Source organism: Pseudomonas sp. 3296 (genome assembly GCF_031456615.1).
GTDB classification, from domain to species: Bacteria; Pseudomonadota; Gammaproteobacteria; order Pseudomonadales; family Pseudomonadaceae; genus Aquipseudomonas; species Aquipseudomonas mucoides.
The window spans coordinates 122,184-136,317 of sequence record NZ_JAVDUY010000008.1; the positions used below are offsets into that span (position 1 = coordinate 122,184).

Annotated in this window: 15 protein-coding genes; 12 read left to right on the top strand and 3 right to left on the bottom strand. The window is 60.2% G+C overall.

The window, feature by feature from the left end; all coding sequences use genetic code 11:
* Window positions 1-29: 29 nt before the first annotated feature.
* Together J2X66_RS22435 and J2X66_RS22440 are read right to left on the bottom strand one after the other, a co-directional pair.
* Window positions 30-437, bottom strand: a complete 408-nt coding sequence (locus J2X66_RS22435) for a PA2817 family protein (RefSeq protein WP_310268656.1) — start codon at window positions 435-437, stop codon at window positions 30-32.
* Window positions 438-511: 74 nt separating this feature from the next.
* Complete coding sequence (locus J2X66_RS22440) at window positions 512-2,959, bottom strand: acyl-CoA dehydrogenase (protein ID WP_310268659.1); 2,448 nt, start codon at window positions 2,957-2,959, stop codon at window positions 512-514.
* 248 nt (window positions 2,960-3,207) lie between these two features.
* Here J2X66_RS22440 and J2X66_RS22445 point away from each other — a divergent pair, with 248 nt between their 5' ends.
* The 4 genes from J2X66_RS22445 to J2X66_RS22460 all read left to right on the top strand — a co-directional run bounded on the left by J2X66_RS22445 (window position 3,208) and on the right by J2X66_RS22460 (window position 6,374).
* Complete coding sequence (locus tag J2X66_RS22445) at window positions 3,208-3,867, top strand: transglutaminase family protein (protein ID WP_310268662.1); 660 nt, start codon at window positions 3,208-3,210, stop codon at window positions 3,865-3,867.
* 43 nt (window positions 3,868-3,910) lie between these two features.
* Window positions 3,911-4,534, top strand: coding sequence for a glutathione S-transferase (locus J2X66_RS22450; RefSeq protein WP_310268665.1), 624 nt, complete (start codon window positions 3,911-3,913; stop codon window positions 4,532-4,534).
* A 131-nt stretch (window positions 4,535-4,665) separates the two neighbouring features.
* Window positions 4,666-5,598: an ABC transporter ATP-binding protein gene (locus J2X66_RS22455; protein WP_310268668.1), complete on the top strand. Its 933-nt coding sequence runs from the start codon at window positions 4,666-4,668 to the stop codon at window positions 5,596-5,598.
* On the top strand, window positions 5,595-6,374 hold the full coding sequence (locus J2X66_RS22460) for an ABC transporter permease (RefSeq protein WP_027924021.1): 780 nt from the start codon (window positions 5,595-5,597) through the stop codon (window positions 6,372-6,374). Before J2X66_RS22455 ends, J2X66_RS22460 begins: the two co-directional genes overlap by 4 nt.
* 66 nt (window positions 6,375-6,440) lie before the next feature.
* Here the strand turns inward: J2X66_RS22460 and J2X66_RS22465 are convergent, their stop codons facing one another.
* Window positions 6,441-6,956, bottom strand: coding sequence for a DUF2062 domain-containing protein (locus tag J2X66_RS22465; RefSeq protein ID WP_310268671.1), 516 nt, complete (start codon window positions 6,954-6,956; stop codon window positions 6,441-6,443).
* Between the two features lie 135 nt (window positions 6,957-7,091).
* On the opposite strand from J2X66_RS22465, the gene J2X66_RS22470 reads away from it, so the two are divergent.
* From J2X66_RS22470 to murB, 8 genes are all read left to right on the top strand, one after another.
* A complete protein-coding gene (locus tag J2X66_RS22470) occupies window positions 7,092-9,326 on the top strand; it encodes a DNA internalization-related competence protein ComEC/Rec2 (protein ID WP_310268674.1) in 2,235 nt (744 codons plus the stop codon).
* Window positions 9,327-9,424: 98 nt separating this feature from the next.
* Window positions 9,425-10,060, top strand: a complete 636-nt coding sequence (locus J2X66_RS22475) for a MotA/TolQ/ExbB proton channel family protein (protein ID WP_027924024.1) — start codon at window positions 9,425-9,427, stop codon at window positions 10,058-10,060.
* Entirely contained in the window at window positions 10,057-10,488 is a 432-nt protein-coding gene (locus tag J2X66_RS22480) for a biopolymer transporter ExbD (RefSeq protein WP_310268678.1), read from the top strand. The genes J2X66_RS22475 and J2X66_RS22480 overlap by 4 nt, the downstream gene beginning before the upstream one ends.
* Window positions 10,488-11,498: a tetraacyldisaccharide 4'-kinase gene (lpxK, locus tag J2X66_RS22485; protein WP_310268681.1), complete on the top strand. Its 1,011-nt coding sequence runs from the start codon at window positions 10,488-10,490 to the stop codon at window positions 11,496-11,498. The genes J2X66_RS22480 and lpxK overlap by 1 nt, the downstream gene beginning before the upstream one ends.
* A gap of 25 nt (window positions 11,499-11,523) precedes the next feature.
* The gene (locus J2X66_RS22490; RefSeq protein ID WP_007945752.1) at window positions 11,524-11,709 is read left to right on the top strand and encodes a Trm112 family protein; all 186 of its coding nucleotides are present in this window, start codon (window positions 11,524-11,526) and stop codon (window positions 11,707-11,709) included.
* The gene (gene kdsB / locus J2X66_RS22495) at window positions 11,706-12,470 is read left to right on the top strand and encodes a 3-deoxy-manno-octulosonate cytidylyltransferase (protein WP_310268686.1); all 765 of its coding nucleotides are present in this window, start codon (window positions 11,706-11,708) and stop codon (window positions 12,468-12,470) included. Before J2X66_RS22490 ends, kdsB begins: the two co-directional genes overlap by 4 nt.
* Complete coding sequence (locus J2X66_RS22500; RefSeq protein WP_027924028.1) at window positions 12,470-12,934, top strand: low molecular weight protein-tyrosine-phosphatase; 465 nt, start codon at window positions 12,470-12,472, stop codon at window positions 12,932-12,934. Before kdsB ends, J2X66_RS22500 begins: the two co-directional genes overlap by 1 nt.
* Complete coding sequence (gene murB, locus J2X66_RS22505) at window positions 12,931-13,950, top strand: UDP-N-acetylmuramate dehydrogenase (RefSeq protein ID WP_310268690.1); 1,020 nt, start codon at window positions 12,931-12,933, stop codon at window positions 13,948-13,950. The genes J2X66_RS22500 and murB overlap by 4 nt, the downstream gene beginning before the upstream one ends.
* The last annotated feature ends 184 nt before the right edge of the window (window positions 13,951-14,134 follow it).

Below are 14,134 nucleotides of genomic sequence, written 5' to 3' on the forward strand. Positions count from 1 at the left end.
TGCGGGCCTTTTGCATTACCAATCGCAAATCAGTGCTTGCTGTCGTCCTTCGACAAAGCCAGCAGCTGCTTTTCCTGGTTCCAGTCAAACGGTTCGTCGTTCTGTTCCGCTTCGAAGCGACGTTCTTCCAGCGCCTGATACAGATCGATTTCATCATCGGGCATGTAATGCAGGCAGTCACCGGCGAAGTACCACAGCAGGTCGCGCGGAACCAGGTGAGCAATTTGCGGGTAGCGGGTGATTACCTGACAGAGAATGTCCTGGCCCAGGTATTGGCTTTCGATCGGGTCGACCGGCAGCAACGCACGCAATTCATCGAAGCGCTCCAGGAACAAGGCATGGCTTTCTTCGGGAACCTGTTCGGCCTCACCCACGGCGACCAGGATGCTGCGCAAGTGGTCAAGCAAGACGAGATGGTCGGCAACGACGTTGGACACGAGATAAGTCCTCAAGAGCAAAACGGGCGCGGGAGTATAAAGCCCCTGCGACCGTTTTGCATGGGGGCACTGGATCAGCGGACCTTTCCTTGGGCCAACGCCAGTTCCTCTTTGTCGAAATCATCGACGTCGATCACCTTGCGTCGTGCTGTTTCGGCGGCCCGCAGGGTTTGCGCTTCCGCTGCCTGCAAGACACCGGCCTCCAGTGCAGCATCGATGACGTGTTCCCCGGCGGTCGGTTTGACCTGGCCACTCTTGAGCGCAACGTGCAGTTTTTTCTGCAGCGGCTGCGCAGCGTTCAACAGATTGCAGGCGTGTTGCAAAGCACCGACAGCGTCCTCGGCCGATTGCGGACGGTAGCAACCGCCCAGCAACTCTTCGAGCGTCGGGTCGCCCTTGGCGCGACCAATCACGGCAGCCACTTCGGCGCCGAGTTTGTCCGATGGCCCTTTGTGCCGACGGCCGAACGGGAACACGATCACGCGTAACAGACAACCGAGCACCTTGTTCGGGAAGTTGGTCAGCAACTCATCCAGCGCACGTTCTGACTGGCCAAGACTTTCCTCCATGGCCCAGGTAAACAGCGGCGCCATGTGTTCCGGTGAATCGAGATCGTGGTAACGCTTGAGGGCGGCAGAGGCGAGGTACAGGTTGCTGAGCACATCCCCCAGGCGTGCCGACAGGCGTTCACGGCGTTTCAGTTCACCACCCAGCAACATCATGCTCAGGTCCGCCAGCATTGCGAACGCCGCGGCCTGACGGTTGAGCGCGCGGAAATAGCCCTGGCTGAGCGTGTTGCCCGGCGTGTGTTCGAAGTGCCCGAAGCCCAGGTTCAGCACCAGCGTGCTGGCGGCATTGCTTACGGCAAAACCAATGTGTTTGAGCAGCAGGCCATCGAACTCGGCGAGGGCCTGGTCCTTGTCTTCACGACCGGCGAGGGCCATTTCCTTGAGTACGAACGGATGGCAGCGAATGGCACCCTGGCCGAAGATCATCAGGTTGCGCGAGAGAATGTTCGCGCCTTCCACGGTGATGAAAATCGGCGCGCCATTCCAGCTGCGACCGAGGTAGTTGTTCGGTCCCATGATGATGGCTTTACCGCCGTGAACGTCCATCGCGTGGCTGATGCACTCGCGGCCACGTTCGGTAAGGTGATACTTGAGAATCGCCGAGAGCACCGACGGTTTCTCACCCAGGTCCACCGCGTTGGCGGTCAGCATGCGCGCCGCGTCCATCATCCAGGCGTTGCCGCCGATGCGCGCCATGGCTTCCTGAATCCCTTCGAACGCTGACAATGGAACGTTGAATTGCTCGCGGACCTGAGCGTACTGCCCCGTCACCAGACTGGTGAACTTGGCCGCACCTGTGCCGACTGCCGGCAACGAGATCGAACGCCCGACCGACAGGCAATTCATCAGCATCATCCAGCCTTTGCCGAGCATTTCCTGGCCACCGATGAGGAAGTCGAGGGGCACGAATACGTCCTTGCCGGAGTTCGGGCCGTTCATGAACGCGGCACCCAGGGGCAGGTGACGGCGGCCGATTTCAACTCCGGCCGTGTCGGTCGGAATCAGCGCCAGGCTGATGCCCAGGTCCTCCTTGTCACCCAGCAAGTGGTCCGGGTCATAGGCCTTGAAGGCGAGGCCGAGCAGGGTCGCCACCGGGCCGAGGGTGATGTAACGCTTTTCCCAGTTCAGGCGCAGGCCGAGGGTTTCCTTGCCTTCCCATTCACCTTTGCAGATTACCCCGGTGTCGGGCATTGCGCCGGCATCGGAACCGGCCAGAGGGCCAGTCAACGCGAAGCAAGGTATGTCGTCACCACGTGCCAGCCTTGGCAGGTAATGATTGCGTTGTTCATCGGTGCCGTAATGCAGCAGCAATTCGGCCGGACCGAGGGAGTTGGGGACCATCACGGTGGACGCAAGGTCGCCGCTGCGGGTCGCCAGTTTCATCGCGACCTGGGAGTGGGCGTAGGCGGAGAAGCCCTTGCCGCCAAATTCCTTGGGAATGATCAGCGCGAAGAAACCGTTTTCCTTGATGTGCGTCCAGGCTTCAGCGGGCAGGTCCATGTCCTGCCCGATCTGCCAGTCGGTGACCATGGCGCAGAGTTCGTCGGTCGGGCCGTCGATGAAGGCTTGTTCCTCTTCAGTCAGTTGGGCTTTTGGATAGGACAGTAATTTGTCCCAGTTCGGACGGCCGCTGAACAGTTCGCCGTCCCACCACACGGTGCCGGCGTCGATGGCGTCGCGTTCGGTTTGCGACATCGGCGGCAGGGTTTTCTGGAACCAGCTGAACAGCGGCGCACTGAAGAACTTGCGACGCAGGTCGGGCAGCAGCAAGGGTGCCGCAATGGCTGCAATCAACACCCAGAACACCAGCAGCAGCCAACCGGGCGCGCGGCTGAAAGCGCCCATCGCGACGATGTAGACGGCAACAATGCACAGGGCGGGCAGGGGGGCGGTGCGACGATGGGCTAACCAGGCTATCCCGACAATCAGAACCAGTATCCACAACAGCAGCATATTTAATCCTCCGTGAACCAGGGTAAAACCAACCTTCAGAGCTTAGACGGCATCCGCCAAACAGGGTGGTCAGAGCAAAGTGATTGAAATCATGGGAAACCTTGGATGAGATTTGTAGGCTCGGTTGGCAACACGCATGGGAATTCGTTCGTTTCCTACGCGACAATGCGCCCAAGTTTGGCCGAAACGTCGTTATCTCTGTGCTGAACCTGTCGCTAGACTCGGGGCTTCCCCAGGAGATTGATCTCATGCACGAGTACTTGAGTCCCGGCCGCTTCATCGATAGTGACCACCCCTCGGTGGTGGAGTTCGCCGAAATACATCGCGGCAGTAGTCGCGATCCGCTTGAGCAGGCGATCAACCTCTATTACGCAGTGCGCGAGGCCGTGCGTTACAACCCCTACACGTTCAGTCGCGACCCGCAGACCTTGCGCGGCAGTTATGCGCTGGCCACCGGGGAAAGCTATTGCGTGCCCAAAGCCACGTTGCTGGCCGGTGCTGCGCGACATTGCGGAATTCCCGCGCGCATTGGCCTGGCGGATGTGCGCAATCACCTGTCGACCCCACGCTTGCTCGAGCTGCTGAAAAGCGATGTATTTGCCATGCACGGCTACACCGAGCTGTATCTGAACGACCGCTGGGTCAAGGCCACGCCGGCCTTCAACCAGCAACTCTGTGAATTGTTCAATGTTGCGCCGCTGGAATTCGACGGGATCAACGACAGTGTCTTTCATCCGTTCAATCGCGATGGCGCGCAGTTGATGGAGTACCTGGTCGATCACGGCCAGTTCACCGACGTGCCGGAAGCGTTCTTTTTCGAGCACCTGGAAAAGTGCTATCCACACTTGTTCAGCGACACACTGCCGGCCCTGCTGGGGGATATGCAGAGCGATTTGAGTCGAGCCTGATCCGGCGTATGCTGCCTGCCCACTTGTCAAAAAAGAGGCGGTCATGCTGAAGATCTGGGGTCGTAAAAACTCATCGAATGTCAGAAAACCTTTGTGGGCCGCCGAAGAGCTGGGGCTGGCCTACGAGGCCATCGATGCGGGCGGCGCCTTTGGTGTCGTCGATACACCGGAGTACCGGGCGATGAACCCCAACGGTCGCATTCCGGTGATCGAGGACGACGGTTTTGTGTTGTGGGAATCCAACGCCATTGTGCGTTACCTGATGGCCCTGCATGCCGACGGCAGCGCTTGGTATCCGGCGGATGTAAAAGCTCGCGCCACGGCCGACAAGTGGATGGACTGGACGACTTCAAGTCTCGCCGGCCCGTTCCGCACCGTATTCTGGGGCGTGATGCGCACTTCGGCAGACAAGCAGGACTGGTCGGCCATCAACGCCGCGATCAAAGAATGCACTGAGCTGCTGTCGATGGCCGATCAAGCGTTGTCGACCAAGCCTTACCTGTCCGGTGATGAAATCGGCATGGGCGACATTCCGCTCGGCAGTTTTATTTATGCCTGGTTCGAGATGCCGATCGAGCGCGCGCCGCAGCCGCACCTCGAAGCCTGGTACGCCCGGTTGAAACAGCGTCCGGCGTATCAAAAAGCCGTTATGACCGCGTTGACTTAATACTCACTATCGACACGCTTGACTGTACTTGTGTGGCGGCGACAAGCACCATTGCGCTCATGTGCCGTGGTTGCTCCAGTCGCCGCAGGCCGTCTTTTATCCCTTTCTTCCTTCTTGGTGCGTAATCCGATATGAGTTCCGCTCTGTCCATCCGGCAGCTAACCAAAACCTACGGCAACGGTTTCCAGGCCCTGAGTGGTATCGATCTGGACGTTGCCGAAGGTGACTTCTTCGCCTTGCTCGGCCCTAATGGCGCGGGCAAATCCACGACCATCGGCATTCTCTCGACCCTGGTGAACAAGACCAGCGGAACGGTGAATATCTTCGGTCACGACCTGGACAAGAATCCTGCGCAGCTCAAGCGCTCCATCGGCGTGGTGCCCCAGGAATTCAACTTCAACCAATTTGAAAAGACCTTCGACATCGTCGTCACCCAGGCTGGTTACTACGGCATCCCGCCGAAAATCGCCAAGGAACGCGCCGAGCAATACCTGACCCAACTGGGGCTGTGGGACAAACGCGATGTGCCGTCGCGTTCACTGTCAGGCGGTATGAAGCGTCGATTGATGATCGCCCGTGCGCTGGTTCACGAACCGCGACTGCTGATCCTCGATGAACCGACGGCGGGCGTGGACATTGAACTGCGTCGCTCGATGTGGACCTTTCTCACCGAGCTGAACCAGAAAGGCATCACCATCATCCTCACCACGCATTATCTGGAAGAGGCTGAGCAGTTGTGCCGCAACATCGGCATCATCGACCACGGCACCATTGTCGAAAACACCAGCATGAAACAGTTGCTCAGCCAACTGCATGTGGAAACCTTCCTGCTCGACACCAAGAACACCCTGACCAGCGCGCCGCAGTTGCTCGGCTATCCGACCCGTCTGATCGATGGTCACACGCTGGAAGTCCAGGTCGACAAGGCCATGGGCATCACCGCGCTGTTTACTCAACTGGCGCAGCAAAACATCGAAGTGCTGAGCCTGCGCAACAAAACCAATCGCCTCGAGGAGTTGTTCGTGTCCCTGGTGGAGAAAAATCTGTCGAAGGTGGCGGTATGAGTTCCGAGCTGCAGCCCAACCTCGTTGCCCTCAATACCATCGTTTACCGTGAGGTCCGGCGCTTTACCCGGATCTGGCCGCAGACGCTGCTGCCGCCAGCCATCACCATGGTTTTGTACTTCGTGATCTTCGGCAATCTGATCGGCAAGCAGATTGGTGGCATGGGTGGCTTCACCTACATGGAGTACATCGTGCCGGGGCTGATCATGATGTCGGTGATCACCAACTCCTACGGCAACGTGGTCTCAAGTTTCTTCGGCAGCAAGTTCCAGCGTTCCATCGAGGAACTGATGGTGTCGCCAGTGTCGCCACATACGATTCTGATCGGCTATACCCTGGGCGGCGTGTTGCGCGGGCTGATGGTCGGGATCATCGTGACGATACTGTCGCTGTTCTTCACCGATTTGCAGGTGCATCACCTGGGCGTGACCATTCTGGTGGTGGTACTGACGGCGACGATCTTTTCGCTGCTGGGCTTCATCAACGCCGTATTTGCACGCAACTTCGATGACATCTCGATCATCCCGACCTTCGTGCTGACACCGCTGACTTACCTGGGCGGGGTGTTTTACTCGATCTCCCTGTTGCCACCGTTCTGGCAGACCGTGTCTCTGGCGAACCCGGTGTTGCACATGGTCAACGCGTTCCGATATGGCATTCTTGGGGTTTCGGACATCAAGATCAGCATCGCAATCACCTTTATGCTGGTGGCGACGATTGTGTTGTACGTCGGTTGTGCACGGTTGCTGGTCAGTGGGCGCGGGATGCGTACCTGATTCAAGACCGCCAGCACAAACAGCGCATAAAAAAACGGCCTCCACTCTGGAGGCCGTTTTGCATTGTTACATCCGGCTTTTCTTGCGCCGCTTCCACTGCCGCGCCACCCACCACCGCCAGTACGTCATGGTCAGGAAATAGGCGAGAGCCCCCAACACCAACCCTGTCACCACCGAACCCAGCAAAAACGGTTGCCATAACGTCGACAATTCGCCGCTGACCCATTCCCAGGACAATGAGTCGGGCAACTGACGAGTGGGCACATCCAACAGCCACGCCCCGGTCTGGTACGTGCAAAAGAACACCGCCGGCATGGTAATCGGGTTGGTCAGCCAGACAAGGCTGACCGCAATCGGCATGTTGCCCCGAACCATGATCGCCAGCACCGCGGCCAGGAGCATCTGCAACGGGATCGGCAGAAACGCCGCGAACAGGCCGACTGCCATCGCCCGCGCGACGGAGTGACGGTTGAGGTGCCAGAGGTTGGGGTCATGCAGCAGGGAGCCGAGAAAGCGTAAGGATTTGTGTTCCCTGATGCTGGTCGGGTCTGGCATGTAGCGTTTGAACAAGCGCCGGGGCATAAGGCTTCTCGGTCGGTTAAGGCGGCAAGTATGTCTGGATTCTACGAACCGCCCATTCAGACTTTGTGACAATTGATAACGGCGCCGGTGCGGTTGGCCGGCTATGCCTAGGTGGGGACTCTCAAGGATGAGTGTATGCGCACAGGGATGTTGGCGCTCGCGCTGGGGTTGTTGGCCCTGCGTTTTTTGCCGGTTTTACCGCCGGTCTGGTTTTGGATATTGCTGCCACTGTCGGGTTTGATGCTGCTGCCGTTTCGGACGTATCCGTTGGCGTTTTTCCTGTTCGGCTTCAGTTGGGCGTGCGCGAATGCGCAGTGGGCGCTGGATGATCGGCTGACACAAAAACTCGATGGCGAAACCCGTTGGGTTGACGGGCGAGTGACGGGGCTGCCGCAAAGTGCCGACGGCGTGGTGCGATTCGAGCTGACGGACAGTCAATCAAGGCGAACGAAGCTGCCCAGGCGTTTGCGCCTGGCCTGGTATGGCGGGCCGCCGGTCAGCAGCGGCGAACGCTGGCGACTGGCGGTCAAATTGAAGCGTCCTGCCGGGCTGCTCAATCCGCATGCCTTCGATTACGACGCCTGGCTGCTGGCTCAACGCATCGGTGCGACCGGCACGGTCAAAGACGGTGAGCGACTCGCCGAAGCCCGATGGGCCTGGCGTGACGGTATCCGTCAGCGTTTACTCGCAGTCGATGCCCAAGGCCGAACCGGCGCGTTGACCGCGCTGGTACTGGGCGATGGCGCCGGGCTGAGCCGTGAGGAGTGGCAGGTGCTGCAAGACACCGGCACGGTGCATCTGCTGGTGATTTCCGGGCAGCACATCGGCATGTTGGCGGGGCTGGTCTACCTGCTGATCGCCGGGTTGGCGCGGTTTGGCCTCTGGCCAGGACGTTTACCTTGGCTGCCATGGGCCTGCGGACTGGCGTTCTCGGCGGCGCTGGCTTACGGGCTGCTGGCCGGCTTCGACGTTCCGGTGCAACGCGCCTGCGTGATGATCGGTCTGGTGCTGCTATGGCGGCTGCGCTTTCGTCACCTCGGCGCCTGGTGGCCGCTGTTGCTGGCGCTCAATGGTGTTTTGCTGCTGGATCCGTTGGCCAGCCTGCAGCCGGGTTTCTGGTTGTCCTTCGCCGCCGTGGCGGTGTTGATCTTCACCTTTGGCGGGCGGTTGGGCCCCTGGCGATGGTGGCAAACCTGGACGCGGGCTCAATGGTTGATCGCAATCGGCCTGTGCCCGTTGCTGTTGGTGCTCGGCTTGCCGATCAGCCTCAGCGGGCCGGTGGTCAATCTACTGGCAGTGCCCTGGATCAGCCTGGTGGTGTTGCCGCCCGCCTTGCTCGGGACATTGTTGTTGCTCGTCCCTTATGTGGGCGAAGGCTTGCTATGGCTGGCAGGCGGTTTGATCGGCGGGATGTTCTGGGCGCTGACAATGATGGCCGGGCATTTGCCTGCGTGGGTGCCGGTGGCTATTCCATGGTGGTGTTGGGTACTGGGTACATTGGGCGCCGTCCTGCTGTTGTTGCCACGAGGCGTGCCTCTACGCCCATTAGGATGGCCGCTGCTGTTGTTGCTGGTGTTCCCGCTTCGGCCGCTGTTGCCGGAAGGCAGGGCCAATGTCTGGCAACTGGACGTCGGTCAAGGCTTGGCCATCCTGGTGCGGACCCGACATCACACGCTGTTGTATGACGCAGGGCCGCGTTTCGGCGATATGGACATGGGGGAGCGGGTGGTGCTGCCGTCGTTGCGCAAACTCGGGGTATCGGGCCTCGACATGATGCTGATCAGTCACGCCGATGCCGATCACGCAGGCGGAGCGCGAGCCGTGAGCAATGGCCTGCCGGTCAAGCAGATACTCAGTGGCGATCCCGAGGGTTTAGCGGCCGCACTGCAAGCCCAAGGCTGTGAAAGTGGCCGGCAATGGACCTGGGACGGTGTGAATTTCCAATTGTGGCAATGGACGTCAGCCCAGGACAGCAATCAAAAATCCTGCGTCTTGCAAATAGAAGCCAGTGGCGAGCGACTGTTGCTGACCGGTGATATCGACACCGCTGCCGAACGGGCCTTGTTGGAGAGTCCGCTGGCGGTGGCCACCGATTGGTTGCAGTCACCGCATCACGGCAGCCGCAGTTCCTCGTCAATGGTTCTTTTGAGCGTGTTGCAACCCAAGGCCGTATTGATCTCCCGTGGCCAGGGCAATTCCTTTGGCCATCCGCACCCCACGGTCGTGGCGCGTTATCAAAAACGCGGCATGGCGATTTACGACAGCGCCGAGCACGGTGCCATTCATCTGCAACTGGGGCGTTTCCAGCCTCCGTGGACGATGCGTCTGGACCGGCGATTCTGGCGCGATCCACCGCCGGTCAATAAATAGCCGAGAGTTATTAAAGCCCGACCGGATGCGACATCACGGTCTTCGGTGCGCCGACCCCCTATGTTAGAGTGGCACACTTTTTCGAGGGGACTGTCACTGTGTGGGAATTGGTCAAATCCGGCGGCTGGATGATGCTGCCGATCATTTTGAGTTCCATCGCGGCCATGGCAATCGTCGCCGAGCGTCTGTGGACCCTGCGCGCCAGCCGCGTGACCCCGGAGCATCTGCTCGGGCAGGTCTGGGTCTGGATCAAAGACAAACAACTCAATAAAGAAAAACTCAAGGAACTGCGCGCCAACTCGCCGTTGGGCGAGATCCTCGCGGCGGGCCTGGCCAACTCCAAGCATGGTCGCGAGATCATGAAAGAGTGCATTGAAGAAGCCGCCGCCCGGGTCATCCATGAACTGGAGCGTTACATCAACGCCCTGGGCACCATCGCCGCCATGGCCCCGTTGCTGGGGTTGTTGGGGACGGTGCTGGGCATGATCGATATTTTCAGCGCGTTCATGGGCACAGGCATGGGCACCAACGCTGCGGTGCTCGCCGGCGGTATTTCCAAAGCCTTGATCACCACGGCTGCGGGCTTGATGGTTGGTATCCCGTCGGTGTTCTTCCATCGTTTCCTGCAACGCCGGATCGATGAACTGGTAGTGGGCATGGAGCAGGAAGCGATCAAACTGGTCGAGGTGGTGCAGGGTGACCGTGATGTGGACCTGACCGAGGGCCGAGCGTGAAATTCCGCCGCAAGCCGCGGGAAACGGTAGACATCAACCTCGCGTCGCTGATCGACGTGGTGTTCATCCTGCTGCTGTTTTTCGTTGTCACGACCACGTTTACCCGTGAAACCCAGTTGCGCGTCGACTTGCCGGAAGCGGTCAGTGGTTCGCCAGCTGAAGATCAGCAGGTCAAGCAACTGGACATCGGTATCAATGCCGAAGGCGTGTTCTCGGTGAACAATCGAGTCCTGCCCAAGAGCGACCTGGCGACTGTGATGGAAGCGCTGCAAAAAGAGTCCAACGGCGACACCAATCTGCCGCTGTCCATCAGCGCTGACGGCAAGACGCAGCATCAGTCTGTGATTATCGCCATGGACGCCGCCGGCAAGCTCGGTTTCAGCCACTTGCGCATGACCACTGTCGAGGCGGCGCCGCCCGCGCATTGATGGCCATGTCTGATCGCTTGCTCGCCGCGTGGTACGAAGGTCATCCGGCCCTGAAGCTGCTGCAGCCACTGGAGTGGCTGTATCGGCGGGTGATCATGAACAAGCGCAAGCGTTTCCTCGCGGGTGAGGGCGAGATCTATCAACCGCCCGTGCCGCTGATCGTGGTCGGCAATATCACCGTGGGCGGTACCGGGAAGACGCCGCTGATCCTGTGGATGATCGAGCATTGCCAGCGCAGTGGCTTGCGGGTGGGCGTGGTCAGTCGTGGTTACGGCGCGAAGCCGCCGCAGCTACCCTGGCGGGTCGAAGCCGACCAACGTGCCGAAGTGGCGGGCGATGAACCGTTGTTGATCGTCCAGCGTACCGGCGTGCCGTTGATGATCGACCCGGACCGCGGCCGCGCGGTAAAAGCACTGCTGGCGAGCGAGCCGCTGGACCTGATCCTCTCCGATGACGGCATGCAGCATTATCGCCTGGCCCGCGACCTCGAGTTGGTGTTGATCGACGCCGCCCGAGGCCTGGGCAATCAGCGTTGCCTGCCTGCCGGGCCATTGCGCGAACCGGTGGAACGCCTGCAAAGCGTCGACGCGGTGCTCTATAACGGCGCCGCGGAGGATCGCGACGGCGGGTTTGCCTTCCAGCTGCAACCGACCGCCCTTATCAATTTGCGCAGCGGTGAACGACGTCCCCTCGATCACTTCCCCGCAGGTCAGGCGGTGCACGCCGTGGCCGGTATCGGCAATCCGCAGCGTTTCTTCAACACCCTCGAAACGCTACACTGCAAACCTGTGCCGCATGCGTTTGCCGACCACGCCGAATACAGCGTGCAGGCCTTGAATTTCACACCGTCATTGCCGTTGGTGATGACTGAAAAAGACGCGGTGAAGTGCCGTGCCTTCGCCGCCGCCGATTGGTGGTACCTGGCGGTCGATGCTGCGCCATCGCCGGCCTTCGTGGCCTGGTTCGATACGCAGCTGATGCGCCTGTTGCCGGATCGTCTTTTGCCTTAACTCCGTTTTAATCCAGGGAATGCTCATGGACACCAAATTGCTCGACATCCTCGCTTGCCCGGTCTGCAAAGGCCCACTCAAGCTCAGCGCCGACAAGACCGAGCTGATCAGCAAGGGCGCCGGCCTCGCGTACCCGATCCGCGACGGCATCCCGGTAATGCTCGAAACCGAAGCCCGTACCCTGACCACCGACGAGCGTCTGGATAAATGACCACAGCCTTTACCGTTGTCATTCCATCGCGTTATGCCTCGACCCGCTTGCCGGGCAAACCGCTGCTGCTGATCGCCGGCAAGCCGATGATCCAGCACGTCTGGGAACAGGCGAGCAAAAGCAGCGCCCAGCGCGTGGTGGTTGCAACCGACGATGCGCGCATCGTCGAGGCGTGCAACGGTTTCGGCGCTGAAGTGGTGCTGACCCGCGAAGACCACAATTCCGGCACCGACCGTCTGGCCGAAGTCGCCGCGAAGCTGGGCCTGGCGCCTGACGCCATTGTGGTCAACGTCCAGGGTGACGAGCCGCTGATTCCGCCGAGCGTGATCGATCAGGTCGCGGCTAACCTCGCTGCCCACACCGAAGCGCGCATGGCCACCCTCGCCGAGCCGATCGAAGACGTGGAAACCCTGTTCAACCCCAACGTGGTCAAGGTCGTCAGTGACCTTAATGGTCTGGCGCTGACTTTCAGTCGCGCGACCTTGCCGTGGGCGCGGGACGCGTTTTCCAACAGCCGCGAGCAATTGCCGGAAGGCGTGCCGTATCGTCGCCACATCGGCATTTATGCCTACCGCGCCGGTTTCCTGCATGACTTCGTCAGCTGGGGCCCGTGCTGGCTGGAAAACACCGAATCCCTGGAACAGCTGCGTGCCCTGTGGCACGGCGTGCGGATTCACGTCGCCGACGCGTCGATCGCACCGCCCACCGGGGTCGACACCGTTGAAGACCTTGAGCGCGTTCGTCGCCTGCTGGAGGCCTGATGCGCGTTCTGTTCGTGTGCCTGGGAAACATCTGCCGTTCTCCGACGGCCGAAGGCGTGCTGCGACACAAACTGCGTGAAGCAGGGCTGGCCGATCAGATTGAGGTCGCCTCCGCCGGCACCGGTGACTGGCATGTCGGCAAGGCACCGGACAAACGCAGCCAGGCCGCGGCCAAACTGCGCGGTTATGACCTGTCCGCCCAGCGCGCCCAGCAAGTCACCCGCGCCGATTTCGCCACTTACGACCTGATCCTGGCAATGGACAACAGCAACCTGCGGCACCTCAAGGCCTTGCAACCGGCCAAGGGCAAGGCCGAGTTGGACCTGTTCCTGCGTCGCTACCAGTCGGAGCTCGATGAAGTGCCGGATCCGTATTACGACGGCGACCAGGGCTTCGAACAGGTGCTGGACCTGATCGAGCGCGCCAGTGACTTGCTGGTGATCGAATTGAAGGGACGGTTATGAGTTTGCAGGTTCAATCACAGGTTTCGCTCAAGCCGTTCAACAGCTTTGGCGTCGACGTTCAGGCTCGCCTGTTCGCCGAGGCCCATAGTGATTCTGACGTGCGTGAGGCCCTGGCTTACGCCGCGCAGCATGACGTTCCATTGTTGGTGATTGGCGGCGGCAGCAATCTGCTGCTGACCGCCGATATCCAGTCGCTGGTGCTACGCATGGCCACGCGCGGAATTCGCATCCTCAGTGATGACGGCAGCAAAGTCGTGATCGAAGCCGAGGCCGGCGAGCCGTGGCATCCGTTCGTGCAACACACCCTGGCGCAGGGGTTGTCGGGCCTGGAAAACCTCAGCCTGATCCCCGGCACCGTCGGTGCGGCGCCGATGCAGAACATCGGTGCGTACGGGGTCGAGATCAAGGACGTGTTCGCCGGCCTGACCGCGCTGGATCGCCAGACCGGCGAGCTGCGGGATTTCACCCTGGCTGAATGCAACTTTGCTTACCGTGACAGCCTGTTCAAGCAGGAACCGGGACGCTGGTTGATCCTGCGCGTTCGTTTCACCCTCGACCGAGCCGCGCACCTGCACCTGGAATACGGTCCGGTGCGTCAACGCCTGATCGAGCAAGGCATCGAGCAACCTACTGCCACGGATGTCAGCCAGGCAATTTGCGCCATCCGCAACGAAAAGCTGCCGGACCCGGCGGTGCTGGGCAATGCCGGCAGCTTCTTCAAAAACCCGCTGGTGCCGGCGGCACTGGTCGCGCAGCTCAAGGGTGAATACCCGGATCTGGTGGCCTATGCGCAACCCGACGGGCAAATGAAACTGGCGGCAGGCTGGTTGATCGAGCGGGCAGGGTGGAAAGGTTTCCGTGACGCGGATGCTGGCGTGCATAAGTTACAGGCGCTGGTGCTGGTCAATTATGGCGGTGCCACGGGCCTGCAATTGCTCAACCTGGCGCGGCGGATCCAGAAAGACATTTCGGACCGTTTCCATGTCGACCTGGAAATGGAGCCCAATCAGTATTGAAGCTAAGCTTTCAGGACTGATCTCAAAGCCCTGCACACTTCCACTGTGCAGGGCTTTTTTGTTAATGCTGGGTTAACTTAGCCACCTAACGATGCAAGTATTTGCTCCATCAAAGGCCCGGTGCAGACATTTCCGTCGCATAAGAGAGCCTCTTTAGCCTGAGTTGATCTGCGTGTCACGAACC

Excerpts from the sequence above, each read along its gene's own strand:
- J2X66_RS22440 (WP_310268659.1), bottom strand. The coding sequence starts at position 2,959 with ATGCTGCTGTTGTGGATACTGGTTCTGATTGTCGGGATAGCCTGGTTA.
- J2X66_RS22445 (WP_310268662.1), top strand. The coding sequence starts at position 3,208 with ATGCACGAGTACTTGAGTCCCGGCCGCTTCATCGATAGTGACCACCCC.
- J2X66_RS22450 (WP_310268665.1), top strand. The coding sequence starts at position 3,911 with ATGCTGAAGATCTGGGGTCGTAAAAACTCATCGAATGTCAGAAAACCT.
- J2X66_RS22455 (WP_310268668.1), top strand. The coding sequence starts at position 4,666 with ATGAGTTCCGCTCTGTCCATCCGGCAGCTAACCAAAACCTACGGCAAC.
- J2X66_RS22460 (WP_027924021.1), top strand. The coding sequence starts at position 5,595 with ATGAGTTCCGAGCTGCAGCCCAACCTCGTTGCCCTCAATACCATCGTT.
- J2X66_RS22465 (WP_310268671.1), bottom strand. The coding sequence starts at position 6,956 with ATGCCCCGGCGCTTGTTCAAACGCTACATGCCAGACCCGACCAGCATC.
- J2X66_RS22470 (WP_310268674.1), top strand. The coding sequence starts at position 7,092 with ATGCGCACAGGGATGTTGGCGCTCGCGCTGGGGTTGTTGGCCCTGCGT.
- lpxK (WP_310268681.1), top strand. The coding sequence starts at position 10,488 with ATGGCCATGTCTGATCGCTTGCTCGCCGCGTGGTACGAAGGTCATCCG.
- J2X66_RS22490 (WP_007945752.1), top strand. The coding sequence starts at position 11,524 with ATGGACACCAAATTGCTCGACATCCTCGCTTGCCCGGTCTGCAAAGGC.
- kdsB (WP_310268686.1), top strand. The coding sequence starts at position 11,706 with ATGACCACAGCCTTTACCGTTGTCATTCCATCGCGTTATGCCTCGACC.
- J2X66_RS22500 (WP_027924028.1), top strand. The coding sequence starts at position 12,470 with ATGCGCGTTCTGTTCGTGTGCCTGGGAAACATCTGCCGTTCTCCGACG.
- murB (WP_310268690.1), top strand. The coding sequence starts at position 12,931 with ATGAGTTTGCAGGTTCAATCACAGGTTTCGCTCAAGCCGTTCAACAGC.